Genomic DNA, 25,054 nt, shown 5'->3' with positions numbered 1-25,054 from the left:
CGGCGCGCGCCGGCATCGCGTGCCGGTGCCGAACCCACGCGCTACGAACTCTCGTTGAGTCTGGAACTCCTCGATGCTGCATTCACGCTTCTTGCCGCGCCGCCCGTGCCGGGGCAGCGGAACCCCTTCAGCAGACTGCCCGCATACGGACCCGACTGGCCGCCGGACGCCAGTTCGAGCACCACATGCCGGTTGTCGAAATCGAAGTCGATCGCCGGCCGCCCGGCCGACGTCCGCGTCGGGCGGCCCCGGTCGAACAGCCGGAACAGCGCCCATGGCCCGTCGGTCAGCGCGGTCGACGTATCGGACCGCATCGGCGGATTCGCGGTGATCGACGCCATCGACCCGCCGCGCGGCCCCGGCCACGCGACCGGAAACACTTTCACCGGCCCATGCACGTAACGCATCGTCTGGCCGTCGATGTCGAGCAGCAGTTCGGTGATGTCCGGGTCCATCGACGCGACGCGGATGCCGATCTCCCAATCCATCCGCGCGCCGTCGCGGAAAAACGCCTGGCGGATCGCCGCCGCGCGCTCGAACGGTTCGAGACTCGGCCCCTGCAACGTCGGCATGCCGGGACTGACCGGACGGTAGCGCCACGGCCGCAGGCTCGTATCGACGTGGTTCGCGAGCGTCTTCTGGAAGAAGTCGTCGAGCAGGCCGCCCGGCGCGAACACGCGGTTGAAGTCGCCGATGTCCACTTCCCGCGTGCCCGCCGCGAACGGATAACGGCCTTCGATCGCGCGACGGCACGTGTCGCCGACGCTCGTATCGACCTGCAGCGCGAGCAGCGACCCGACGCCCTGATCGACCTTCTGCATCGACTGCGACGCGATGCCCGACAGCAGCGCGCGGAACGGCGCGGGCAGCCGCGTCGCCTCGATCTGCAAGCGGCCGCCGATGTCGTCGGGCGGCGGCATCGCGTTCGTCGCGAGCACGTTGCCGGCCATCGACAGCCGCGAATACTGCTCGTTCAGCAGCCCCATGATGTCGTCGAGCCGCAGCGTGCTGCCGCCGACCGTCGCGCCGCCCGCGAGCGCCGGGCCGCTGCCGGTATCCGCCTGGCCGGTCACGACCTGGCGCAGCGCCGCGAAGCGGTTGTCGACCAGTTCCTTCTCCAGCTTCTGCTGCGCGATCTGCGTGATCGTCGCGGCCGCGCCGGCAACCGCGCTCGCCGCGCGCACGGCCCGCGAGCGCCGGCCGAGCGCCTTGACGGCCGCATCGGTCAGCGACGGGTCGTCGGGGCTGTCGTCGAGCGTCAGCGAGGTCTCGTGCACCGCCGTCCGCGCAAGCTTCACGAGCGGCGACTCCGGCGCGGACAACGTGCGCAGCGCCTGCAGGTCGAGCGCGATGCCGCCCGCCGGACTGCCGTTCAGCGGACGGATGTCGTCGAGGAACTGCTGCCAGTAGTTGCCGTAATCGGTCAGATACTGCCGCCGCACTTCGTCCGCGAGTTTGTCCCGATCCGCGCCCGGTACGCGCGCGATGGCCTGGCGCGCGAGCTTCGAGCCGGCGTCGTCGCGGCCCATCACCCACGCATCGCGCGTCTGCGCCTGGGCGAGAAATTCCGGCAGGCGGCGGTTGAACACGTCGTGATAACCGTCGTACGTGTAGAGGCCCGGCACGCCGCGCTCCAGCGTCGATCCCGCAACGAGCGCGAACACCGCGGCCGCCTGCGGGCCGGCCGCGCGGGTCAGCGTGATGTTGTCAGGCGCGTCCTTCTGCATGTCCGCGACCGCACGTTCATACAGCCGTCCCGCGACCGGATTGCGATCGAGAAAATCGCGCGCGCGCTGCACGAGGTCGGCATTCAGCGGCGCGCGCGGCGTGACCCGCCGACCGTCCGTGAACAGCGCATCGAGGTGCCGCGCCATCGCGCTGCGGTCGCCCATCGCGGCGCCAGTGCCGGCGTGCTCCCAGTCGTCGAGCACCCATGCCTTGACCGCCTTTGCGTCGTAATGCGCGGCCTCGTACAGCATCAGGTAGATCGACAGCGTCCGGTACACGCCGTCCGCGTCGCCGGCCCGCAGCTGCGTTTCGAGCACGGCTTCGAGACGGCCGCTCACCTGCGGCAACAGCATCTGCGTCAGCAGGTTCGCGTAGGTCGTGTCGGAGGCGTCGACCACCGGCGGCGCCGTGTACAACCCGTAGCGATACGCGCCGCCCGGACTGTCCAGATCGAGGTCGCGATATTGCGGCAGATCGCGCGACGCGGACAGCACGCCGGCCATCGCACCCGGCTGCGCGACCTTGCGGAAGCCGCCGACCCGCTGCGCGAGCGCATCGGTTTTCTTGCCGATCGCCGCGAGGTAGTCGCGGTTGTTGCCGAAGCTGACGATCAACGCGCCGATCAGCCAAACCGCCACCACGACCGACAGCAGATGCCCGACCACGCGCAGCGTGCGGAACCGGAACTCCCAGCGCAGATTCGGCCGCACCAGATGCCCTTCCGCGAGAATCACGCGCTGGAACAGGCTGCGCAGGAAATAACCGCGATAGACGGTCGGCGCGCTCGCCGCCGCACTTGCCGTGGCGCTCGCCGGCGCGACCGCTGCCGCGACTTCGCCGGTGATGCCCGCGAGTCCGCGCCGCAGCCGTTGCAGCAGCGTCGTGCGATCGGCCGGAATCACTTCGTTCGTCTGCGCGGCGCTCGTGAAATAGACGCCGCGCAGCAGGCTGCCGAGCTGCGTGTCGTCGTAACGCGAGTCGAGGAACACGAGTCCGATCATGTCGAGCAGTTGCGCCGCGAGGCTGCGGAACTCGCCCGGAAACGCGTACAGCTTCTTGCGGCGATCGCCTTCGTACTCTTCCTGGAGGCGGACGTTGATCCCCTCTTCGAGCCGGTGTTCGAGCAACCGCGTTTCGGCCGCGCAACGCTGCCGCAAGTCCTGCGCGCCTTCCGGCTCGCCGTCCTGCCCGCCGTCCTGCCGGTAGCCGAGTGTGAAGCCGAGCACCTGCGAGCGGCCTTCGCCGGTCAACGACTGAAAATACTCGGCGAAGCCCGGCAGCAGGTCGAGCTTCGTGACGAGCACGTACACCGGGAAGCGCACGCCGAGTTGCTGACGCAGTTCGCCGAGCCGCGCGCGCATCGCGGCGGCCAGCGTCGTGCGGCTGGCCGGCGAGCGGTTCAGCAGTTCCTCGACGGACACGACCAGCAGCGCGCCGTTGATCGGCGCGCGCGGGCGGCGCTTGCGCAACAGGTCGAGGAAGCCGCGCCATTCGGCGGCGTTGACGGCCGCGGCGTCCGGTTTCGTCTGCGGGCCGGCGTCGCTGCCCGGCGACGCACCGCTCCCGTCCTGCACCGTGTAGCGGCCGGCCGTATCGATCAGGACCGCTTCGTTCGTGAACCACCAGTCGCAATTCGCCGTCTCGACCCGCTCGCGGATCGACGACGCGTTCATCTGCGCCGCATCGGGAAAATCGAGGCCCGAGTTCAGCACGAGCGTGGTCTTGCCCGCGCCCGGCGAACCGACCACCATGTACCACGGCAGTTCGTACAGATAACGCTGGTTCTCGAACAGCCGACGCCAGCCGGACGAACCGCTGCGCATCCGCCGCAGCCGGTCGAGCGCGCGGCTCACCGCCGACTGGACGACGCGAAGCTCGTCGCGCGCGATCTGCTCCGGCGTCGCGCGGCTCGCGAACGGATTGAGGATGCGTTGCAGCAGCGCGTCGTTGTTGCGCATCGCGTGCCACAGCCGGTACAGACCATACACCGCGTAACACGCGACGAGCGCCGACACCAGCAGCACGCGCGACCACATCGGCGCGAGCGGACGCACGCTGCCGAACGCGAGCAGCGGGCCGAGATGCCACAGCAGCAGGCCGACGATCGCGACGACGATCGGCGCCGGCGACCACCTGAGCAGCCCGAACAGCAGCAACGCGAGCAGCACGACGATCACGATCGCGCGCGACGACACGCTGTCGAACGGCCGATAGTCGCCGAACGCGAGCAGCGGACCGATGAACCACACGGCCGCCGCGACCAGCACGATCGCGACGAACACGAGCGTGTGGCGCGAACAGACGAACTTGAAGAAGCGTTTCAGATAGGACATTCGAGGCTTTTTCCCGAGACTTGGCCCGTCATTGCGTGACGAGAATCTCCACGCGCCGGTTGCGGGAACGGCCCGCGGCCGTCGCGTCGTCGGCCAGCGGCTGCTTGTCGCCGACGCCGACCGAACGGATGCGCGCTGCCGGCGTGCCATACGACGCGAGCACCTGCGCGACGAACGCGGCCCGCTTTTCGGACAGCGCCTGGTTGTCCGGGAACTCGGCGGTGCGGATCGGCTGGTTGTCCGAATGACCAGTGACCGTCACGTTGCCGCCGACGCGCGCAACTTCCTGCGCGACGCGCGCGAGCACCGGATCGATTTCGGGACGCACGTTGCTGCCGCCCGGCACGAACATGTAGTCGCCGCTGAACACCACGTGGCTGTGTTTATCGTCCTCGTCGACGCTGACGAGCCCGCGCGCGATTTCGTCCTTCAGCAGCACGGACAGGCGCAGCGGTTTCCGCACGGGCGGCGGGGACGGTGGCATGGACGGCTGCTGGCCGATCGCGAGAATCCGCGCTTCGAGCGCGTTGCCGTCGTACAGCAGGTGATACTTGTACCAGGCGAACAGCCCGAACACGAGCAGCGCCGCGACGCTCGCAGTGGCCCACACCGGCAGGCCGTTCAGCAGTCGCATCTTGCCCGGCGCCACGCCGCGCCAGTGCGGCGACAGTTCGAGCTGCACCGGGTCGCGCGCGCCGCTGATCAGCGTCAGCAGCCGCTGGCGAATCTGTTCGAGATGCCGCCGGCCTTCGACGACGACGCTGTAACGCCCTTCGAAGCCGAGCCCGAGAATGCGGTACAGCACTTCGAGCACGTCGACGTATGCCTGCGGGTCCGTCGCCATCCGGCCGATCAGCAGGAAGAACTTCTCGCCGCCGTCGACCTCGCCTTCGAACGTGATCAACAGGCTCTTCGCGGCCCAGATGCCGCCGCCGCCCCAGCGCGTGCGGTTCGCCGCTTCGTCGAGCGCGGTGCACAGGCAGTAGCGGACCGCGGCCATGTGTTTCCACGGCAGATTAGCCTTGTCGCACAGCTTCTGGAACGCGACCACTTCGCGCACGAGCAGCGCGCGCAGCCGTTCGACCGCCGCCTGCGAATCGAGCGATGCCGGCATGTCGGCCAGCATCCGCAGCAGCGGCTGCGCCGCTTCCTGCAACGGATTCTGCGCGGCCAGCACGCGCGCGAGCCGCGCCTGGATGTCTTCCGGCGGATCGAACGGACCGCCCTCGGAGTCCGGCTCGAAACTGAAATCCGGCTGCATGCGCCCCGAGCGCGGCGCGGCGACGGCGCCGCCGCCCGGCCCATCGGAATCCGATAGAAAATCGAATGCGTTGTCGCCGTGAGAATGGTTCATTTCTGGCGCACGCCCCACAGTTCGAGCTTCAGTTCAGGGAAATGGCCGGCGATGTGCATCGCGAGGCCGCCCTGCCGCGCAATCTGCTCCCAGAACGGACCGCTGCGCGACAGCTCGAAATAGATGAAACCGGAATTGAACGGAATCTGCCGCGGCGGCACCGGCAGCGGCACCATCGTGAGGCCGGGCAGGTGCGAGCGGATCAGTTCGGGCAGCCGCTGCGGCTGGCTGATCTTCGTCTGCGCGGCGAACTGCTGTTGCAGCACCTCCGGCGACATCTGCGCGCCGACCGCGAGCACGAGGCTCGAATACGCGGCGAGTTCGGCCGGCAGCATGCTCGCGGTGCGGATGCCGTGCGCCTGCTCGGTAAGCGGAATCGGCTGCGCGCCGCGTATCAGCACCTGGTTCAGCAGGTAATGGATCTCGTCGACGAGCGGCTTGATGCTGTCGTACAACCGCGCGTGGTCGTAGCCGGGCGCGGCGATCGGCCGGCGCGTCTGCGGCCGCACGAACGTCGACAGCTCGCCGGCCAGCATCGCGAACTCGCGATACAGATCGACCGGCGCGGTCTCGCCGATCTGGCACAGGTGGTCGAGCAGCGGCTCGTAACGGTTCAGCACCTGGAGCAGCAGATAGTCGGCAACCTCGGCCGCCGCGCCGACCCGGCCGTCGCTGCCGGACAGACGCGCGGCGAGCGCGTCCGCGCGCAGCCGCGCGAGTCCGTGCAACTGCAATGTCCAGTCGCGCAGCAGCGGATTCGCACCGTAACCGGTGACGGGCGGAATATGGTCGTCGGTGTGCAGCGACACCGCGCCGTCCGCGTGCAGCGACTTCACGCGCGTCAGCGCGACGCCGATCCACGACTGCGTCAGTTCCTTTTCCGGCAACAGGCGCAGCCGCAGGTTCGCCAGTTGCACCGGCTTCGGCCCCTGGCCGATTGCGTTGCTGTCGCGCAGCTCGTCGTCGAACGACAGATAGCGGGCCAGCGACCCGTTTCGCTCGGCAAACGTGGTTTCCTCGGTATTCGGCAGGCGCAGCGGCACCGCGACGTAGATCACCTGGTTCTGGTGCTCGGGCGCGATCGTCAGCGGTTGCGGCGGCGGCGTGTGGCCGGGCACGTCGAACGGCGTGCCGTCAGGGAAGATGCCCGCACCGCTCTTGAATACGAGCTTGCCGAACGCGAGCGATTCGCGGTCGATCTCGTAATGGCTGAAGCCCCAGAAAAACGGGCTCAATACCGCGCTACGCTTGTGCGCGAAATATTCGAGGTAGCGCTCCTGCTGCTGAAACAGCTGCGGGCGCAGGAACAGCCCCTCACTCCAGACGACCTTGTTATACCAGCTCATCGCAATTCGCCCGACCTGAATCCGAAACGGCACGTCAATCGAACCAGCCGGTCAGCCTCGGCTTCCGGTCTGGAATATCCACTTGTCACCCCGCCGCGCCGAGATCGAAACGGCCTGTTTGTCCACGTTGACCGTCAGCGTTTCCTTCCGCTCCCGCGTGAACATCCGCCGATACCACGGCGCCTTCTGCGGCTGCCGTAGCTGATAGACGTCGCGCCACACCGACTTGCCGAGATTCCGGTAACCGGCGAGCACGCCGATCGCGTTCGTCGACGCATTCGCCTTGCGGCTGATTTCCTTCGTGTCGCCGGGACGCAGGATGAACTCGTCGACGACCAGCACGTCGTCGCCAGTCGCTTTCCGGTCGTCGTCCTGCAGCGTGAAGTAGTCGGCGCTGCGGAACGCGGTGGCCGACTTCAGTTCGTACACGCGGACCATGATCGGCGCGGGACGCCCCTTGTCGTCCGGGTTGATGTTCTCGCTCGCGATCACCTGAATCCGCAGATCGGCCGCCTGCTCTTTCGGAGCGGGCGGACTGCTGCTGCACGCGGCCAGCCAGAAGCACAGGCCGCCGGTCACAAGACGACGCAACCCGCGAGACCCGGCGAAAAAGCGAAGAAAAGAAAAAGTCGGAGCCATCGAAAGTGAGCCGTGATGTGAGCCGTGATCGTCGGATACGCATGGGTCTGTCGCGAGGCCGACCCGCGTGACGAAGCCGCTTCGCGCGAATGACGCGAACACACGCGCCAGTCCGCACAAAGACGCGCAACATCGTCGCGACCTCGCCGGAACGCCGGCAAGGTCGCGACCGTCGAGCCGGGTCGCGAGATCAGGCGACGTTCTTCTTGATGTCGAACGTCGCGGTGATCGCACCGCCGCTGCCGCCTTGCGCGTTTTGCACCACGTATTCCTGCTTCATCCGCGAGAACGACAGGCGCACGACCTCACGCGGACGCTGCTCGCTCGCGCTCACGCCCGACGGGCTGACCGACGTCACCAGCACGTCGTTCATCGTGAACTTGATGTATTCGAGCGGATTACCGCCGGCCTTGCGCACGACGAGCTTCGCCTCGTCGATATGCTTGCCGGTCAGGCAGTACTGCGTCAGATTCGGCGTCGCGCGGTCGACCAGGTGTTCGAAGGTCAGGTCCTCGACCGTCGCCCGGCCCGCGCCGCCGCCGGAACCCGCGTGCATGCTCGACTGCTGCGACACGTTCCACGACCAGCTCAACACTTCGATCTCGTCCTTGTGGCTCGCGTCTTCGGATTCGCCGTCGATGCCGTTGATCTTCAGGAAGATGTCTTGCGCCATGAAAAGCTACTCCTTAGTGCGTGGTTGGTTCGGGCAGGAAAAGTCGGTGAGCGCCTGCCCGTCGCTCATTCGCCTGGCGGAGCGCGCGTGCGCGTTCCGTCAGGCTGCTTCCTTCACGAGAGGCAGCTTGGCGACGAGACGCAGCGACACCGTCAGGCCTTCAAGCTGAAAGTGCGGACGCAGAAAAAATTTCGCCTGGTAGTAGCCGGGATTGCCCTCGACGTCCTCGACAACGACCTCCGCCGCCGCGAGCGGCCGGCGCGCCTTCGTCTCCTGCGACGAGTTCGCCGGGTCCGCGTCGACGTAGTTCATCACCCATTCGTTGAGCCACTGCTGCATGTCCTCGCGCTCCTTGAACGAGCCGATCTTGTCGCGGACGATGCACTTCAGGTAATGCGCGAAGCGCGAGCACGCGAACAGATACGGCAGCCGCGCGGACAGGTTCGCATTCGCGGTGGCATCCGGGTCGTAGTATTCGGCCGGCTTCTGCAACGACTGCGCGCCGATGAACGCCGCGTAGTCGGTGTTCTTCCGGTGGATCAGCGGGATGAAGCCGTTCTTCGCGAGTTCCGCCTCGCGGCGGTCCGAAATCGCGATCTCGGTCGGACACTTCATGTCGACGCCGCCGTCGTCGGTCGGGAACGTGTGGCACGGCAGGTTTTCGACCACGCCGCCGCTCTCGACGCCGCGAATCAGCGTGCACCAGCCGTATTGCTTGAACGAGCGGTTGATGTTCACCGCCATCGCATACGCGGCGTTCGACCACACGTAGCGGCGATGATCGGAGCCGTCGGTCGCTTCCTCGAAGTCGAACTCGTCCACCGGGTTCGTCTTGACGCCATACGGCAGCCGCGACAGGAAACGCGGCATCGCCAGCCCGATGTAGCGCGCGTCCTCCGACGCGCGCAGCGAGTTCCACGGCGCGTATTCGAGGTTCTGCGTGAAAATCTTCGTCAGATCGCGCGGATTCGCGAGTTCCTGCCACGAATCCATCTGGAGCACCGACGGCGCCGCGCCCGCGATGAACGGCGAATGCGACGCGGCGGCGACCTTCGCGATCGACGCGAGCAGATCGACGTCGGGCGGCGTGTGGTCGAAGTAATAGTCCGCGACGAGGCAGCCATACGGCTCGCCGCCCAACTGCCCGTATTCCTCTTCATAGATCTGCTTGAAGAACGGGCTCTGGTCCCACGCGATGCCCTTGTAACGCTTCATCGTGCGGCGCAGATCGTCCTTCGACACGTCCATGAAGCGGATCTTCAGCTTCTCGTCCGTTTCGGTGTTCGTCACGAGGTGGTGCAGGCCGCGCCATGCGCTTTCCAGCTTCTGGAAGTCGTCGTGATGCAGGATCAGGTTGATCTGCTCGGACAGCTTGCGGTCGATCTCGCCGATGACCGCCTCGATGTTCTTGTACGCATCGTCCGACACCGTGACCGACGTCAGCAGCGCCTGCTGCGCGAGCGTCTTGACCGCGTTCTCGACGGCCTCGCGCGCACGCTCGGTCTTCGGCTTGAACTCGCGCGACAGCAGCGCGTTGAAATCGGATTCGGCGATGCCGGCCGCTGCTTCGGACCGGGCTTGCGATAGACGTTCGGCCATCATTTCCCCACTGTTTCGAGCCATTCACGCGCGGCGCGCGCAGTTCATTCCGCAGTTCATTCGTTCGTCGCGGATTCGTCGGCGGCTTTCGCGCCGTCGGACTTCGGCGCGCGCGCGAGCGCGTTCAGCAGCGCCGGGTCCTTCAGCACCTGGCTCACGAGGCCTTCCGCGCCCGCCTTGCCGTCCATGTATGTCTGCAAGTTCGCGAGCTGCGTGCGCGCTTCGAGCAGTTGCGCGAGCGCATCGACCTTCTTCGCGATCGCAGCCGGCGAAAAATCGTCCATGCTTTCGAACGTGATATCGACCATCAACTGGCCTTCGCCCGTCAGCGTGTTCGGCACCGAAAACGCGACGCGCGGCTTCATCGCCTTCATCCGCTCGTCGAAATTGTCGATGTCGATGTTCAGGAACCGGCGGTCGCCGACCGGCGGCAGTGCTTCGAGCGGCTTGCCGGACAGGTCCGCGAGCACGCCCATCACGAACGGCAGCTCGACCTTCTTCTCCGAGCCGTAAATCTCGACGTCGTATTCGATCTGCACGCGGGGCGCGCGATTGCGCGCAATGAATTTCTGGGAGCTGTTCGAGACTGACATAGGTGATCCGACCATTGTTTCGTGTTGCCAACCGTCGGCCGCCGCTCATCGAACGACGACGCGACGCCGACCCTGCACGCGCATCCACAACGTATCGGATGGTACGTCGCCGTTCGCCGGCGACATATGGGCGATCACCCAAAATGCATCCAGGCGGACGCCGATGTCGAACCGGGCCGGTCCGGGTCAAGAAACGGACGCGATGCGCGTCCGTGTAGCGGGAAACTCAATGCGGCAAACTCGTGCCGGCGGCCGTCGCATCGGGTATCAGCGTGATTTCGACACGGCGGTTCTTCGCGCGACCGCGTTCGTCGCGATTGCTCGCGAGCGGGCGCGTGTCGCCGTAACCCTGGATCGCGAAACGCGTCGGCGGCAGCTTCGCCGTTGCGACGAACCAGTCGCGGATCGCGCGGGCGCGCGCTTCCGACAACGTCTGGTTGACGTCGCCCGATCCGACGTCGTCCGTATGGCCGGCGATCAGCACGCGCTTGTCGGGATTGAGCAGGATCAGATGGAGGACCGTCTGCAACGCGTCGGTCGCGCCGGGTTTCAGCGTGGTCCGGCCGCTGTCGAACAGCGCGACGCTGTCGAGCGTCACGCCGTCCGGTATCGCGCCTTCGGCCTCGATCGTCCGCGCCAGCGCCGACTGGAGCGGCGTGCCGCGGTAGAGGCCCCAGCCGAGCGACGTCGGCTCGCCGGATTGCGCGTACCGCTCAAGCTCCGCGTAACGTTGCTGCAACGTGTCGAGCCGGTCGCGCCTCGCATCGAACTGCTCGCGCGGCGTCGCGCGCGACGCGTCGATCTCGCCGGTCACGCGCTCGATCAGATTCCCGTTTCGCCAACCCGACACCGCGAACGATGCGGCCAGCGTGACCGCAACCGCGCCGGCGACGTGCCAGCCGGGTCGTGTCAGCGCATGGCCGTGAACCATCAGCGCCGTCGAACCCGGCTGCGTCGCGACGATGGCCGGCAGCGGCAACGGCTGCGCGGGCAGCGTGCCGGCCAGTGGTTGCAGGCCGGTTTTCGCGACCAGCCAGCGCGTCCACGCGCCGGCGCGGCTGACGGGATAACCGACGTCGGCCAGCAGCAGCCCGCGCAGTTCGAACGGCGCGGTGCTCGTGAGCGGCGCGAGCGCCGACAACAGCGACGCGTCCTGCAGCCAGTCGAGCACCGACTGGCCGAGCGCCGCGCGGACGATGTGACCCGCGCCGTCCGACGTGAGCGCCGCGCGGTCCAGTTGATCGCGGATCGTCTGCACCCGTTGCCGCAGATGATCGATGCCCGGCATCGCGACCGTCGCGTCGATGAAGTCGCCGAACCACACCGGCTGCGGCGCGGCTTCGTCATGCGCGCCGAGGCACGCATAAACCGCGATGTAACACGGCAGCACGGACGCGCGTTTATCGAATGTTGCATCGAGCGCGCGACGCCACTGCGAAAACTCGCGGCGCAACACGCCGTCGTCGTCGTTCCCTTCCGGGATCACCGGCAACAGCGCCGCGACCGGCGGCCGGCCGTGAGATTTCGCGACGATGTCGATGGCCCGCGCAAGATCGCCGGGCGTCTTGACGTACAGCCATGCGGCGGCGCCGTCGCGGCGAAGCGTCAGCGACTGCGCGCCGCGCGAAAACGCGGCGGACGCGTAAGGACCGACGACCAGCACGACCGGCAACTCGCGCGCGCCGCCAGCCGGCATGTCGTCTCCCGCAGCCGTCGAGTCCGGAAGCCGCCGATGCCGCCAAACGAGCAAGCCTGCGAGGCCGAGCGCGGTCGCCAGCACGAAGCCGAGCACGACCGGCCAGCCCGGCTGCCGGTCGAGCGGCAAGCCGAGCCACGCTAACCCCGCCGCGAGCACCGCGATCCAGATTGCAGGCGCGATCAGACGATCGGTCCGCTTCATCGGCTTTCTCCTGCGGCTGGATCGGCGTCGATCGACGCGGCGGCCGTCATGCGCTTCATGGCCTCACCGACGTGACGGTCCGACATGAACCAGATCGCCGCCGCAACAAGCACAAGCACGGCCGCACCCGCTGCGAACCGGCGGCGATTATCGTTGCGTCCGCTCCCGAATGTCCTCACCGTTCGATCGCTTGTCGTGGCCGACGGCTCGTCGCGCCACATCGCGGCCAGCGCATCGGCGATCCGCTTCCGCTGCATCTGCCGATCGCCTTGCGTGCCTTCGGCAAAGCCGGGTTCGAGCACGATCCGGTAGAGTTCGAGCCAGTCACGCGACGGCTCCGGGTTGCGCAGGACGCGCCCGATCCGCTCCGTCACGGCCGCGACACCGTCACGCGACGGATGAAACCGCGTCAACAACAGCTCGCGCGTCCATTCGTTGCGCCGCGTGGGCGGCAGCGCGCGCAGCGTGACGTCGTCGAGCAGCACGCATTGCGCGAGGCTCGCTTCGTCGATCTCCGCGTCACGATAACCGGTATCGCGCATCGCCTGCATCAAGTCCTCGACCAGCGTGATGCAGCGCGCGCGCCAGAAATGAAGCGCGGGCATCTGCGCGCCGCCGGCCAGCAGCGCGACGTGCAGCACCGTATCGCGCAGCAGCGCGCGCAATGGCGTGGTCGATCGGTCACGCATCGCGGGTTGCCCGGTTCCGGAACGTGGCGGTCGCCGTCATGGCAATTCGAGCACGTACGTGACGAACGCGCGGACCACGCCCGGCGATGCCATCCCGGTCGCGTAGTACGTCGCGATGAAACTGATCGTCGTTGGCGTGGTCGCCGCGACCGGGATCACCTTGACCGTGCTGCGGTCGCCGATCCGGATCGGCGACCCGTCAATGTTCTGCAGTGCGACTTGCACGTTCTGCGCCGAACTCTGCCCGTCCACCGCCTGTAGACTGAGGTTGCCGGTGGCCGGGTCGGTTGCCGGACCGTTCTCGAAATACGCGCGCACGCCGGTCGTTTCGCTGTCGCACTGGATCGGAATCGAAAAGACCGTCGAGCCAGCGGTCTGACCGGCCGTCGCGAGCGACTGCGCGGACATCGTCGGCAGCGTCACCGTCATGTCGGACGCGCCGATCACGTTGCACGTCGAGCCGATGTAGGTGCCCGTGAAATTCAGCGTGACCGACGCCGACGTCGCGGCGCGCGCGTCGTCGCCGCGCACGAGCGCGACGGCGGTCACGAACGCGAGCGTCAGCGCCGCAAGCCTCGTTGCCCCGGTCTTTGCCCCGGTCTTTGCCGCTGTCATTACCCCTTTCATGCCGCGCCCTCCTCGTCTGGCGCGATCCGCCCGATTGTCGAACTCATCATGTTCCGGCTCGTGATTGTTGGTCATCGGAAGCCTGTCAGTGGAATCGCGCGGAAAGTGCCGTGACCCGAGCGGTATCCGGCGTCGTGCCAGGCGTTGCACCACCCGGCTCCGGCTTCGCGGGAGGCGCCCAGATCAGCGCGGGATCGCAACTGATCCGGATGCGCGCGACGATGTGCGCTTGACCGTCCGCGTCGTTCTCCTCAGCCGGAATCCGGTACGGCAACACGCACTGGTCTTGCGGGCCGGTGCCCCACTTCGCGAGCAGCCGCCCGTCGTTTTCGAGGCCGCGCAGATACGCGAGGCCGCCCTGGCCGACGATGCCGACCGACTTGCCCGATTCGTCGAACAGTTCCGAGCCCATCGGCAACAGCCGGTCGTGCGCGTCCGACACCGCCGCGAACGTCGGCCGGCCGCGCACCGTGGCGATCCTGACCAGCACCATCGAGTCCGCGCGCGGCACGACCTCCTCGCTCGTGTTGTTCAGCCCGACGTCCATCGGGACCGCGCTCGGATCGAGCGCGACCGTGTTCACGCGATACGGCCGCAGCGACGTGACCACCGCATACCCGTTGCCGTCGATCTTCGCGCCCTGGCCGTTGACGATCGTGCCGCCCTTCGCGCCCTTCGCCTCGACGAGCGCGAACGCCTGGCCGAGCGGCGGACCGAGCGTGACGCCGCCGCCGTGCACGACGATCGCGCCGCCGACGTTCAGCGCCGCCTGGCGCGTCTTGTTGCCGATCGACGCATTACCGCTGTAGGTGCCGACCGGCGACCGGTACATGCCGTAACCGCCGGCCGACACGTTCTTCTGGTCGCCGCTGACGACACGCGAAGCCGTCACGCCGTAATTGATCGGCGTCACGCCGCTCGTATTGCCGGACGCGGTGGCCTGGATCGTGCTGTCGCCGTTCGAGTTGCGCGTGAGGTTCGTCGTCAGATAGTCGAACGCGCCGCGTTTGGTGGACTCCGCCCGGCCGAGCGGGATCGTCAGGTTCACGCCGATCTGCGTGTCGAGCGCCGCGTTCTGCAAACGCGTGCGCTGCGCATACGCGGAGTACGACACCCGCTTGAACGTGCTGCTGAAACCGACCTGGTACTGCAGGTCGTACCCCCTCGCGCTGCCCCAGTAGTTCTGCGAGCTGCCCGAGATGAACACCGAACTGCGTTCGCCGATCGGCTGATTGATGTTGACCTGGATGCGGTTGCGGGTCCGGTAGTCGTACATCGACGTGCGGCCGCCCCACTGGTTGCGCGCATAGATCGCGTCGCGCAGCGTGTAGAAGTGCGACGTCGAATAACGGTACGCGGCCACCGAAATGTTCGTGTTCGCGCCCGGCACCAGCTTGCTGTAGCTGACGCGGCCGCTGTAGCCCGGGCCGCCGCCGGTCGGCAGGCTCGTTTTCGCGAACGTCATGTCGAACGCGAACGCGCCGGCCGGCGTGTTCAGCGCGAGACCGAGCAGCCCGGCCCAGTAGCCCTCGGACGCCTGGCCGCCGGTGTACGCGGTCACGACGTTCGTGAGGCCGCGCTGGTAGACCGCCTGCGCGACCCACGGATGCGCGTCCAGTATCGTGTCGCGATACACGCCGGTCGTCACGTTGAAGCGGGAAATGCCCGGCCGCAGCAGTTGCGGCACCGATGCGAACGGCACGTGATAGGTGCGCTCCCGGCCGTCCGACTCGGTGACCGTGACGTCGAAGTCGCCGCCGTAGCCGGTTGCCGGCAGGTCCGAGATTTCGAACGGCCCCGGCGACACGCTCGTCTCGGTCAGGATGATGTTGTTCTGGCGGACCGTCACGCGCGCATTCGTTTCCGCGACGCCGCGCACGACCGGCGCGAACGCGCGCATCGAGTCGGGCAGCATCCGGTCGTCGCTCGACAACTGCACGCCGCGCACGTTGAACGAATCGAACACGTCGCCGCTCGTCAGGCTGTCGCCGATCGTGAACTGGCTGCGCAGGCTCGTCACGTCGTGCTGCGCGAACAGCGCGACGCTCTGCCAGTGCGTGCCGGCCGACCGGTTCTGCCACGTCGCGGTCGACCATTGGCGCAGCCGCCAGCCGCCGACGTTGATCCCGCTCTGCAACCCGAGGTACGCGCTGTTCAGGTCCGCGCCGATGTTCTGATGGCTCGAATAGGTCGCAAGGCTGTACTGCACGATCCCCGCGTTGACGCCGTCGTCCCAGCGCGACGGATCGACGTAGCCGCTGGCCTCGCGGCGCATGTCGAGCTGCGGCACGCTCAGGTCGAGCTTCAGGTCCGCGGTGTCGAAATACGCGAGGCCGTCCGGGACCGCCTGCGCGAACGGCATGCAGACCGGCGGCGACGGCTCCGCGCCGGAAGCGGTTGACGGCGGCGCGGACCCGGTTGAGTGCGCGGCGTCCTGCGCGGGATCTTGAGCGAGATCTTGAGCGGTGTCCTGCGTAGCATCCTTCGGAGTTTCCGTCGGCGCTTCCTTGTACCGCGCCGCGACGCGATCGATGTCGATGCCGATCCGGTCGAGGCCCGCCATCGTGAAGCAAGGCGCGGCGATGTCCGAACCCGGCACCGACTGGAACTGCACGTCGAACCGGCCACGCCGACGGCCGTTGACGATCACGTCGATCGAATAGACGCCCGGCGCGACCGGATTGCCGCGCGAGTAGCGCGACAGGTCCGCGACGTTGCCGGTGAAAAACGCCGGGTTGAACTCGACTTCCTCGGCGGACGCGACCTGCATCCGGTCGCGCGACGCGCCCGGCTCCACCGGCGCATGCTGCGCGAGCGGAACGGCAGGCACGAGCGACCCAGGCGGCCCGGCCGAAGCCGGCGTGCGTTCCGGCGCGGACAGCACGTTCGTCGCGCCGGCATCCGGCATCGCCGCCGCTGCATGGGTGACCGCACCCGTCATCGCACCCGAAGAAGCGGCGCAATCGTCGCCGCGATTCTCACGCGAGATCGCCGGCACGCAAGGCGCTTCGGTCATGTCGGCCGCATCGGCGGCGAACGGCCAGTACCCGGACGCCACGACCGCCGCCCATGCCAGCGGCCGATAGCGCAGCGGGCTCCGCATGCCGCCACGCGGCATGGCCCTCTTGTTCAGTGGTTGCATCGGACAGTCCGCTTACTGGATTTCTTTTACTTTTTCGACGTCGGCCGGCTGCGGCGCACGCTTGTCGCCGATCTGGGCCGTGTCCTTGATCTCGGTGCCGAAGTCGTTCAGCACCGTGTACGAAGCGGTCGCCGGCAGCTTCGCCTCCAGCCGCCCCTTCTCCGGCGTGAAGTCCACGTGCCCGAACGGCGGCGCCATGTCGGGCTTCAGCGCGACCTTCTTGCCGGCCGCTTCGAGCACGACGCTGCCGACGGACACGTAATACGGCGACGGATTCTCGACGCGCAGCACGCGTTCGCCGCTGTCGTTCGACGCGAACGTCCACTTCAGTTGCGAGCGCACCGACGTCGGGTCGTCATACAGGCCGGTTGGGCGATAGAACAGCTTGATCCGCGTGCGGAACGCGAGCTGGATCATGTTCCGGTCTTCCGCATGCGCGGGCTTCGGCGGAATCTCCAGCACGTTCAGCCAGTACACCGACTCGCGGTCCTGCGGCAGGTCCGCGCCGGTGAACATGATCCGCAGCGACTGCCCGCGGCGCGGCTCGACGCGAAACACCGACGGCAGCAGCACGAACGGCACCTGGATCTGGTCCGGCGACGCGGCCGGGTTGCCTTCGTCGAGCCACGCCTGAACCAGCACCGGCCGGTTCTCGACGTTGCTCAGGCGCACGTTGACCTCGCGGCTTTCCGCCGGGTAGATCACGCGGGTGCCGGTGATGACGATGGCGGCATGCGCAGTGAACGCCGCCATACAGCAAACGACCGCAACAACACACGACTGACTGAAACGCATCCGACCCATCTCCCATCCACCGAATTTCCGGACCGTTCCCGCAACGCGGGAACGGTGTTACGCAACAAACCGCCGGAAACCGGTCAGTTATAGGACAGCGTGTAGCGCACGATCGCGGTCACGTTGCCCTGGCCCGCCTGGCCGGTCGCGTAGTACTGGCCGCCGTAGCTCATCGTGGCGCCGCGGGTGTCGCCGGTGCCGGTGATCGGCTCGAACGAGCCCGAGCTGCCGAGCAGGATCGGCGTGGTGCCGTCCTTGTCGAGCAGCTGCACGACGACGTTGCTGGCCGGGTTGGTGGTGGCCTGGTTGACCGCGTTGCGCGTGGCCGGGTCCATGTTCGTGGTCTCGAAATGCGCGGCGACGTTGCTGAGCGACGTCGGGCATTTCGCGACCGTGATCGTGAACATCGTCGAGCCCGCGGTCTGGCCGGCCTCGGCCAGCGACTGCGCGGAAAGCGTCGGCAGCGTCACCGTCTTGTCCACGTCACCGGGGCTGATCTCGCAGGTATCCGCGAGCAGCATCCCGTTGAACGTGATCGTTCCCGTGCCGGGGGGGGCGCTTTGTGCGAACGCCATCGGTGCGGCCATCACACCTGCCAGCACGATCATCAGCCGCGTTTTCTTCAATTTGAATCTCCCTCAATGAACGGAATGAATCGACGAACGTTTGCAGAACCCGGACCGATTCCGGATCTTGTCGTCGAGCCAAGAGAATGGATCTAGCCTGAGCGGTTGTTAATGGGCGAGCGCCCAAAACGAGGCTCGGCCGAACGGCCAGGCCCACGCCTGCTGATGAGGGAAATACAGAACGGATCGATCGACGCGCAACGCAACGTCGAAACGGCCATACGCAAAGGAACAAAATCGCGCGGTCGGGCTAGCGGACGGCGGATGCCGGACGATGGCCGAAGCCATCGGCGAAGGACGGTCCTCGACAGGCGGGAATCAACAGACAGGAAAGCTGATCGAATGAGGCTGGGACCGAGACGGCAAGCGGCGGGAAACGACGTGGCGCATCGAAGGCGATGACGCGAATCAACTCTCCGCTTCGCGCATCACCTTCGCCAGCTCGACGTCGTTGCGCGCGCCGAGCTTCTTCATGCCGGCGTTCTTCTGGTTGCTGACGGTCTTCGGGCTGCGGTTCAGCCGGCCCGCGATGTCGCTGATCGACAACCCCTCGCAGATCATCCGCACGACGGTCGCTTCCTTCTCGGACAGCCGGTTCAGCCAGCCGGCGCGGTTCGAGCCGTTCGCCGACGCGGACATCATCCGGCTTCGCAGCGAGTCCGGCACGTAGACGTTGCGGTTGTTCACGCTGCGGATCGCGGCGGCGAGATTCGCGAACTCCTCGTGCCGCTTGCCGATGAAGCCAGCCGCGCCCGCGTCGAGCGCCGCGGATACGATGTACGCGGAAGAGTGCGAACTGAGGAACAGCACGCGCGTGTGCGGCACCGTGCGGCGAATGCGGTTCAGCAGGTTCAGGCCGTCCGCGTGCCGGTCCATCTCGAATTCGTAGTCGCAGACGAGCACGTCCACCGGATCGTCGAGCAGCAATTCGAGCAGTTCGCCGATGCGCCCGGTCGCGAAGCGGATGTCGATGTCGGCCTGCGTGCGCAGCAGCGACGACACGCCTTGCAGCACGACCGGGTGATCGTCGGCGATGCCGACGCGGATCATGCTCATCGCGACGCCCCCGCGCGTGGCCTATGCGGTATATGCCGCGCGTACGGCATGCGCGGCGCGCGCGAACGCCGGCCGCTGCGCAGCACGCGTGCCGCGCAGCAAAACGCCATGGCGGCGGCGCAGCGCGCCGCATGGGCAACGTCGTTGAACCCTATGTTGTCCACATCATGCATCTTCGCCGTGTCTCTGCTTCGTTCGACGGGCATGCCGCGTACGCCGCAAACGTACGCATGCCCCTGCGTTGCGTCGGGCTGCGGGTGAAAATGTACGCCGGTCCCCGCCGTCCGTCATCGACGAAACGCAGAAGGACATTCAGGATGTCCGCATAAAATCCCACGGATGTGACCGAACCCGGGAACGATGCGCAGCACTGGGAAAGAATGGAGTCGAACCGGAGCGTTGTTAATGGGCCGATGCCCAAATTGAACGGCCGCGGTGCGCGCCAAACGCGCGCACCGCGGCCGGAAACTGCTCAGGGACACTGCCGCCGAAACGATCCGCTTCTGTCAGGGCGCGCCGCACTCGCGCAGCAGCGCGCGCAACTCGCGGATCACCGGAAACACTTCGTGGTTGCGGTCCTCGCCCTGCTGGTCGTGCGCTTCCTGCTCGCGCTCGACGATCCACCGGTCCTCGGCGAAGATCCGCTCGGTGAACCACACGAGCAGCGGCCACGCCGCATCGAGCGCGAACGGCAGCGACGGCCGGCGCACCGACAGCAGCCCGAACGTGCGGTTCGTCCGCTGCTCCGCGTCGAGCGGCACGTAGGCGATCCACAGGCTCATCACGACCGTCTGCTCGGCGTTGACGATCCGCAGCGTCTGATACGGGTACTCGGTGCGCACGGTCATGATGCTCTTGCCTTCGCCGACCGACTCCTTGCGGGTCTGCCCGAAGATGATCGACTCGCCGGCCGGCCGCCGCCCTTCGGTGCGCGCGAACGAATAATCGACCTCCAGCCAGTGGTCGCCGCGCCGGCGCCCGAGCGCGCGCGCCTTCATCTGCCCCATCTGGCGGCGATGCAGGAACTGATGGTTCATGTCCATCAGGTTCTCGTGCATGAACGAGTAATGGCACGCGACCTCGCGGCCGAACCGCCGGGTCTTGTATGCACGGTCGTCGGCCGCGCTCAGGTCCGGCAGCGGCCGCGCGTCCGCGAGCGCCGGGTCGCCGGTGAACACGAACACCAGTCCGCCCAGTTCGCGGCACGGGTACGAACGCACGCCGTTCGGCAGCCGCTCGCGGCCGAGGTACGGAATGTCGGTGCAGCGGCCGGTGCAGTCGTAGGTCCAGCCGTGATAGCAGCAGCGGATCGCCTCGCCGGCGACCACGCCCGCGTGCAGCGGCACCTGGCGGTGCGCGCAGCGGTCCTCCAGCGCGAACACCGCGCCCGATTCGGTGCGCACGACGACGATCGGCTCGCCGGCGAAGCGCACGCCGAGCGTCTTGCCGCGCTTCACGTCGCGCGACCACGCGACCGGATACCAGAAGTCCGGATGAATGCTGACGCGCCGCAGATCGCGCTCGGGTCCGGCGTCGGGGGGGAAATCATCGTCAAGCAACGTAGCGGCATGAACGGGCGACTGCACCTGCGGTACCTCCGTGAAATAGGCCGGAAATTCGGATGTCGGTTCGGCGTGCGGCAACGGCGTTCGTCAGTCTAACCTGGTCGCCGACGGCAAGGGGGGCCGCAGCCGGGTTTACGGGAATGGGGCTTTCGCGCGACGCGCCATGGGACAAAGCACCGCGCAAGGCGCGGCGGACGCCGCCGACGGCAGACGGCGCCGGGCCGCATAAGCGCGGGCGCGTTACCCGTTCGGACGACTGTCGGACGCCGGCTGGTCGAACATCGCCTTGCACCCGGGCGATAGCTGATCGTAATGCTGCTTCATGCAGGCGGTGATCTTCGCCTTGTTCGGGACGTCGGCCGCGCACAGATGCAGCGCGTCGCCCCGGCACGCATGCGCCTGCTCGTCGCGCGACGCGGCGTGGCCTGCGCCCGCGCCAAACGTCCATGCGGCCAGCGCGACGGCGGCGGCCACGGCGGCCCTGATGCGAGGAAGTCGAGTCATGTTTCGCGGTCCGATGCCGTTCCGGTTCGTTTTCGTTCCGCGGACCTCAGCAAGCGCCATGCCCGCGTCACCGCCTTATAACCGGCCACGCATATGCTTCCGACTATAAATTGGTTGCCAGCAGGCGGCCGCGGCTTAAGGTGAGGGCCTGCGCGCCGCCCCGGCACGCGTCCTTCCGTACCGATCATGCAACATCACGCAGACAAGATAGCCGACTGGCTGCTCAACGGCCTCGAACTGAAAAGCACGCTGTTCCACGTCGGCCAGTATTGCGGCACGTGGCAGGCGTCGACCGCCGGCCGGCACTGCGCGAGTTTCCATATCGTGCTGCACGGCGAATGCTGGCTGCATCTGCCGCCCGCGGACGGCCGCGACGCGCGCAGCGTGCGGCTCGGACAAGGCGACGCGGTGTTCCTGCTGCGCGACGTCCCGCACTGCGTGTCGCCGGACCCGCAGCCGCCCGCACACGGCCGCGAAAGCGCGCGCGCCGGCACGATGACGCCGCTCGCGGACGCCGGCCGCCCCGGCGACGCGCCGCCGGCCGGCAGCACCGGCATCGCGTGCGGTTTCTTCGAGTTCCGCTCGGGCCTCGACAACCTGCTGCTCGGCCTGCTGCCGGACCACGTCGTCGCGCGCCGCGATCATCCGTCGCTCGGCGGCGCCCGCGCGATCTTCGAACTGATCCGCGCGGAGGCGCTGCGCGACCCGCACGCGCTGTCGCCGCTGATCGCGCGGCTGACCGATCTGCTGTTCGTCTACGCGCTGCGCGCGCTCGACGGCCACGACCACGTCGCGCCGTGCTTCTGGGCGCTGCTGCGCGACGCGGAGTTCGCACCGCTCGTCGCCGCGATCGTCGAGGCGCCCAGCGAGCGCTGGACCACCCAGGCGATGGCCGACTTCGTGCACATGTCCCGCGCGCGCTTCTGCAAGCAGTTCGTCGAGATCGCCGGCCAGCCGCCCGCGCAGTTCGTCACGCTGATCCGGATGAAGCTCGCCGCCGCGATCCTCGGCGCGGGCGCGCGCACGCCGGACGCGGCCGAGCGCGTCGGCTACCAGTCCGAATCCGCGTTCGCGCATGCGTTCAAGCGCGTGACCGGCGTGCAGCCCGGCGCATGGCGGCGCGCGCGCGGCCCGCAGGACGACGACGGCAATGCCGACGTCAACGGCGACGGCGACGATAGCATCAACGGCGATGCCCGCGCGTCACGGCGCGCGAACGCGGCTGCGCTACACTAGCCCGCAAACTCGCAAACCCGCCTGCGGACGGGTTGCAGACAGATCCGCAGAAATCGCAGACAGCCGCGCATTGTCCGGCCCCGGGTCGAGCCAACACAATGAAAACCTCTCTTCAAGAGGATCCGACATGAGCCGTCTCCCGTTGCAAACCATCGAAAGCGCGCCCGAAGCAAGCCGCCCGTGGCTCGAACGCTCGCAGGCCGCGAACGGCTTTCTGCCGAACCTGGTGGCATCGCTCGCGAACGCGCCGACCGCGCTCGAAACCTATCTGACCGTCGCCGAGATCAACGGCCGCAGCGGCCTCACGCTCGCCGAGCGCGAGACCGTGCAGATCACCGCCGCCGCGATCCACGGCTGCGGCTTCTGCGTCGCCGGCCACACGGCCGTCGCGCTGAAGAAGGCGCAACTCGATCCGCAACTGGTCGACGCGATCCGCGAGCAGCGCCCGCTCGCCGACGCGCGGCTGAACGCGGTCGCGGTCTTCACGCGCGACGTAATCGCGACGCGCGGCGCGGTGGCGGACGACGCGCTCGCCGCGTTCCGCGCGGCGGGTTTCAGCGACGCGAACGCGCTCGAAGTCGTGCTCGGCGTGAGCCTCGCGACGCTGTGCAATTTCGCGAACAACCTGTCGCAGAACGAGCTGAATCCGCAGTTGGCCGCCTACCGGTGGGAAGCCGGCGCGCGCGCGGCATGACGGCGCGCACCCCCGTCCCGTTCGCGCTCGACGCGGCAGCCCCGACGCTCGCCGCGTGGCTCGACGCGCACGCCGAAACGATCGACACGACCCAGGACCTCGCGGCCGACATCCTGCCGCGTCTCGGCGCGGCGGACCTGCTGCGCATCGGCGTGCCGGCGCAATACGGCGGCGCGGGCGGCTCGACCGTCGACGCGATCGAGGCGATCGCCGCGGTCGCGCGCCGCTCGCTCGCGGCGGCGTTCGTGTTCTGGGGGCAGCGCGCGTTCATCGAATACCTGCTGCAAAGCCCGAACGGCGCGCTGCGCGAACGCTGGCTGCCCGCGCTCGTCGCGGGCGAGCGCGCGGGCGCGACCGGCCTGTCGAACGCGATGAAGTACCTGTCGAACATCGAGCCGCTGCAGATGAGCGCGACGCCGGTCGAAGGCGCGGCCGCGCGCTGGACGCTGAACGGCCAGTTGCCGTGGATCACGAACCTGCGCCGCGAGGGTTTCATCGTCGCGGCCGCGTTCGACAACGCCGACGGCCGCGCGCCGTCGATCTTCGCGGTGCCGCACGACGCGAACGGCGTGTCGCGCAGCGACGACCTCGACCTGATCGCGCTGCGTTCGAGCAACACCGCCGCGCTGCGGCTCGACGGCACCGTGCTCGACGCCGACTGGCTGATCGCCGCGGACGCGGCCGCGTTCCTCGCGCATGCGCGTCCCGCGTTCCTCGGCCTGCAATGCGGGATGTCCATCGGGCTCGCGCGGCGCGCGCTCGAAGCGGTCGCCGCCAGCAGCCCGCCGGTGCGCGCGGCGACCGGCGACGAAGCGGCCGGCCTCGCGCGCGAACTCGATGCGCTGACCCAGCGCCTGTACGCAGGCATCGACAGCGGCGCGTTCGTGTCCGCGCCGGCTTCGCAGTTCGGCGTGCGAATCGGGCTCGCGTCGGTCGTCGGCGCGGCGTCGCAACTCGAAGTGCAGGCCGCCGGCGGGCGCGGTTATCTGCGCGGCACGGGCGGCGTCGCCCGCCGCGCGCGCGAGGCCGCGTTCGTGCCGATCGTCACGCCGAGCATCGTGCAGTTGAAGAACCAGCTCGCGCAGCATTCCTCGTCCCGACAGACGAACGCAGCATGACCCAGCCGGCCGTCACCGATCTCGACGCGCCGCGCGTCGAGCTGCGCGACATCGCGCTCCGCTATCCGGAGCGTTCGGTGCTGAACGGCGTGCGGCTCGCGGTGCGGCCCGGCGAACTGGTGTCGGTGCTCGGCGCGAGCGGCTCGGGTAAATCGACGCTGCTGCGCATCGTCGCCGGGCTGCTGAAGCCGACGTCCGGCGACGTGCTCGTCGACGGCGCGGCGCTCGACGGCCCCCGGCCGGACGTCGCGCTCGCGTTCCAGGACCCGTGCCTGCTGCCGTGGCTGTCGGTCGAGCGCAACGTCGCGTTCGGCCTCGGTTTCGCGCGCCAGCCGAAGCTGCCGCGCGGCGAACGCAACCGGCGCGTCACCGCCGCGCTCGACGAAGTCGGGCTCGCGCACGCGCGCCATTACGCGCCGCGCCAGTTGTCCGGCGGCATGGCGCAGCGCGCGGCGCTCGCGCGCTGCCTCGCGCGCCAGCCGCGCACGCTGCTGCTCGACGAGCCGTTCGGCGCGCTCGACGAAGTCACGCGCGCGGACATGCAGCGGCTGCTCGTGAAGGTGGTCCGCGACACCGGCGCGGCGACGATCCTCGTCACCCACGACATCGACGAGGCGCTGCGGGTGTCCGACCGCATCGTGCTGCTCGGCCGCGAAGGCAAGCTGCTGCTGCATCTGCCGGTGGACGTGCCGGCCCCGCGCGACGCGCACGTCGCGGCGCTCGGCGCGCTGCGCGTGCGCATCCTCGCCGCGCTCCACGCGTCGATGGCGCGCGCAGAACCCGCGCCGGCGCCATCCGTCTATCCGTCTCCCGCCCGACCCTGAAAGGAACCCTCTG

The 25,054-nt window shown here is 68.1% G+C and carries 20 protein-coding genes; 4 read left to right on the top strand and 16 right to left on the bottom strand.

Annotation, left to right across the window (positions count from 1 at the left end):
- Positions 1–41: 41 nt before the first annotated feature.
- The 16 genes from tssM to BLV92_RS28885 all read right to left on the bottom strand — a co-directional run bounded on the left by tssM (position 42) and on the right by BLV92_RS28885 (position 21,169).
- Positions 42–4,061 (bottom strand): type VI secretion system membrane subunit TssM, encoded by a 4,020-nt coding sequence (tssM, locus tag BLV92_RS28960; protein ID WP_090552330.1) that lies wholly within the window; start codon positions 4,059–4,061, stop codon positions 42–44.
- 28 nt (positions 4,062–4,089) lie between these two features.
- Positions 4,090–5,415: a type VI secretion system protein TssL, long form gene (gene tssL / locus BLV92_RS28955; protein ID WP_090552328.1), complete on the bottom strand. Its 1,326-nt coding sequence runs from the start codon at positions 5,413–5,415 to the stop codon at positions 4,090–4,092.
- Positions 5,412–6,761: a type VI secretion system baseplate subunit TssK gene (gene tssK / locus BLV92_RS28950; protein ID WP_090552326.1), complete on the bottom strand. Its 1,350-nt coding sequence runs from the start codon at positions 6,759–6,761 to the stop codon at positions 5,412–5,414. Before tssK ends, tssL begins: the two co-directional genes overlap by 4 nt.
- A gap of 51 nt (positions 6,762–6,812) precedes the next feature.
- Complete coding sequence (tssJ, locus tag BLV92_RS28945) at positions 6,813–7,352, bottom strand: type VI secretion system lipoprotein TssJ (RefSeq protein WP_244283967.1); 540 nt, start codon at positions 7,350–7,352, stop codon at positions 6,813–6,815.
- A gap of 238 nt (positions 7,353–7,590) precedes the next feature.
- A complete protein-coding gene (locus BLV92_RS28940) occupies positions 7,591–8,073 on the bottom strand; it encodes an Hcp family type VI secretion system effector (RefSeq protein WP_090552322.1) in 483 nt (160 codons plus the stop codon).
- Between the two features lie 99 nt (positions 8,074–8,172).
- Entirely contained in the window at positions 8,173–9,672 is a 1,500-nt protein-coding gene (tssC, locus tag BLV92_RS28935; protein WP_090553142.1) for a type VI secretion system contractile sheath large subunit, read from the bottom strand.
- 56 nt (positions 9,673–9,728) lie between these two features.
- Positions 9,729–10,265, bottom strand: a complete 537-nt coding sequence (gene tssB, locus BLV92_RS28930; RefSeq protein ID WP_090552321.1) for a type VI secretion system contractile sheath small subunit — start codon at positions 10,263–10,265, stop codon at positions 9,729–9,731.
- A 226-nt stretch (positions 10,266–10,491) separates the two neighbouring features.
- Positions 10,492–12,165, bottom strand: a complete 1,674-nt coding sequence (locus BLV92_RS28925) for an OmpA family protein (protein ID WP_090552318.1) — start codon at positions 12,163–12,165, stop codon at positions 10,492–10,494.
- Positions 12,162–12,830 (bottom strand): DotU family type IV/VI secretion system protein, encoded by a 669-nt coding sequence (locus tag BLV92_RS28920; RefSeq protein ID WP_166676600.1) that lies wholly within the window; start codon positions 12,828–12,830, stop codon positions 12,162–12,164. Before BLV92_RS28920 ends, BLV92_RS28925 begins: the two co-directional genes overlap by 4 nt.
- A 60-nt stretch (positions 12,831–12,890) precedes the next feature.
- Positions 12,891–13,469, bottom strand: coding sequence for a fimbrial protein (locus tag BLV92_RS28915; protein WP_090552314.1), 579 nt, complete (start codon positions 13,467–13,469; stop codon positions 12,891–12,893).
- A gap of 97 nt (positions 13,470–13,566) precedes the next feature.
- The gene (locus BLV92_RS28910; protein WP_244283966.1) at positions 13,567–16,623 is read right to left on the bottom strand and encodes a fimbria/pilus outer membrane usher protein; all 3,057 of its coding nucleotides are present in this window, start codon (positions 16,621–16,623) and stop codon (positions 13,567–13,569) included.
- A 12-nt stretch (positions 16,624–16,635) separates the two neighbouring features.
- Positions 16,636–17,418, bottom strand: a complete 783-nt coding sequence (locus tag BLV92_RS28905) for a fimbria/pilus periplasmic chaperone (RefSeq protein WP_090552312.1) — start codon at positions 17,416–17,418, stop codon at positions 16,636–16,638.
- Positions 17,419–17,501: 83 nt separating this feature from the next.
- Complete coding sequence (locus tag BLV92_RS28900; RefSeq protein WP_090553139.1) at positions 17,502–18,026, bottom strand: fimbrial protein; 525 nt, start codon at positions 18,024–18,026, stop codon at positions 17,502–17,504.
- A gap of 426 nt (positions 18,027–18,452) precedes the next feature.
- Positions 18,453–19,100, bottom strand: coding sequence for a response regulator (locus tag BLV92_RS28895; RefSeq protein WP_090552310.1), 648 nt, complete (start codon positions 19,098–19,100; stop codon positions 18,453–18,455).
- A gap of 506 nt (positions 19,101–19,606) precedes the next feature.
- Entirely contained in the window at positions 19,607–20,659 is a 1,053-nt protein-coding gene (locus BLV92_RS28890) for an aromatic ring-hydroxylating oxygenase subunit alpha (protein WP_090553138.1), read from the bottom strand.
- 246 nt (positions 20,660–20,905) lie between these two features.
- Positions 20,906–21,169 carry a hypothetical protein gene (locus BLV92_RS28885; protein ID WP_177197908.1) on the bottom strand — a complete coding sequence of 88 codons (264 nt, stop codon included), beginning with the start codon at positions 21,167–21,169 and terminating at the stop codon, positions 20,906–20,908.
- Positions 21,170–21,355: 186 nt separating this feature from the next.
- On the opposite strand from BLV92_RS28885, the gene BLV92_RS28880 reads away from it, so the two are divergent.
- From BLV92_RS28880 to BLV92_RS28865, 4 genes are all read left to right on the top strand, one after another.
- Positions 21,356–22,405, top strand: coding sequence for an AraC family transcriptional regulator (locus tag BLV92_RS28880; protein ID WP_090552306.1), 1,050 nt, complete (start codon positions 21,356–21,358; stop codon positions 22,403–22,405).
- Between the two features lie 127 nt (positions 22,406–22,532).
- Positions 22,533–23,099, top strand: a complete 567-nt coding sequence (locus BLV92_RS28875) for a carboxymuconolactone decarboxylase family protein (protein WP_090552303.1) — start codon at positions 22,533–22,535, stop codon at positions 23,097–23,099.
- Positions 23,096–24,217, top strand: a complete 1,122-nt coding sequence (locus tag BLV92_RS28870) for an acyl-CoA dehydrogenase family protein (protein WP_090553136.1) — start codon at positions 23,096–23,098, stop codon at positions 24,215–24,217. Before BLV92_RS28875 ends, BLV92_RS28870 begins: the two co-directional genes overlap by 4 nt.
- A complete protein-coding gene (locus tag BLV92_RS28865) occupies positions 24,214–25,041 on the top strand; it encodes an ABC transporter ATP-binding protein (RefSeq protein WP_090552301.1) in 828 nt (275 codons plus the stop codon). The genes BLV92_RS28870 and BLV92_RS28865 overlap by 4 nt, the downstream gene beginning before the upstream one ends.
- Positions 25,042–25,054 lie beyond the last annotated feature (13 nt).

Origin of the sequence: Paraburkholderia caballeronis (assembly GCF_900104845.1) — a bacterium.
GTDB classification, from domain to species: domain Bacteria; phylum Pseudomonadota; class Gammaproteobacteria; order Burkholderiales; family Burkholderiaceae; genus Paraburkholderia; species Paraburkholderia caballeronis.
Note: the sequence above shows the minus strand (reverse complement) of the source record. Positions and strands in the feature narration are given on the sequence as shown.

Coding starts and splice junctions, on each gene's coding strand:
- tssM (WP_090552330.1), bottom strand. CDS start 4,061: ATGTCCTATCTGAAACGCTTCTTCAAGTTCGTCTGTTCGCGCCACACG.
- tssL (WP_090552328.1), bottom strand. CDS start 5,415: ATGAACCATTCTCACGGCGACAACGCATTCGATTTTCTATCGGATTCC.
- tssK (WP_090552326.1), bottom strand. CDS start 6,761: ATGAGCTGGTATAACAAGGTCGTCTGGAGTGAGGGGCTGTTCCTGCGC.
- BLV92_RS28940 (WP_090552322.1), bottom strand. CDS start 8,073: ATGGCGCAAGACATCTTCCTGAAGATCAACGGCATCGACGGCGAATCC.
- tssC (WP_090553142.1), bottom strand. CDS start 9,672: ATGGCCGAACGTCTATCGCAAGCCCGGTCCGAAGCAGCGGCCGGCATC.
- tssB (WP_090552321.1), bottom strand. CDS start 10,265: ATGTCAGTCTCGAACAGCTCCCAGAAATTCATTGCGCGCAATCGCGCG.
- BLV92_RS28925 (WP_090552318.1), bottom strand. CDS start 12,165: ATGAAGCGGACCGATCGTCTGATCGCGCCTGCAATCTGGATCGCGGTG.
- BLV92_RS28915 (WP_090552314.1), bottom strand. CDS start 13,469: ATGACAGCGGCAAAGACCGGGGCAAAGACCGGGGCAACGAGGCTTGCG.
- BLV92_RS28910 (WP_244283966.1), bottom strand. CDS start 16,623: ATGCAACCACTGAACAAGAGGGCCATGCCGCGTGGCGGCATGCGGAGC.
- BLV92_RS28905 (WP_090552312.1), bottom strand. CDS start 17,418: ATGCGTTTCAGTCAGTCGTGTGTTGTTGCGGTCGTTTGCTGTATGGCG.
- BLV92_RS28900 (WP_090553139.1), bottom strand. CDS start 18,026: ATGATCGTGCTGGCAGGTGTGATGGCCGCACCGATGGCGTTCGCACAA.
- BLV92_RS28895 (WP_090552310.1), bottom strand. CDS start 19,100: ATGAGCATGATCCGCGTCGGCATCGCCGACGATCACCCGGTCGTGCTG.
- BLV92_RS28885 (WP_177197908.1), bottom strand. CDS start 21,169: ATGACTCGACTTCCTCGCATCAGGGCCGCCGTGGCCGCCGCCGTCGCG.
- BLV92_RS28880 (WP_090552306.1), top strand. CDS start 21,356: ATGCAACATCACGCAGACAAGATAGCCGACTGGCTGCTCAACGGCCTC.
- BLV92_RS28875 (WP_090552303.1), top strand. CDS start 22,533: ATGAGCCGTCTCCCGTTGCAAACCATCGAAAGCGCGCCCGAAGCAAGC.
- BLV92_RS28870 (WP_090553136.1), top strand. CDS start 23,096: ATGACGGCGCGCACCCCCGTCCCGTTCGCGCTCGACGCGGCAGCCCCG.
- BLV92_RS28865 (WP_090552301.1), top strand. CDS start 24,214: ATGACCCAGCCGGCCGTCACCGATCTCGACGCGCCGCGCGTCGAGCTG.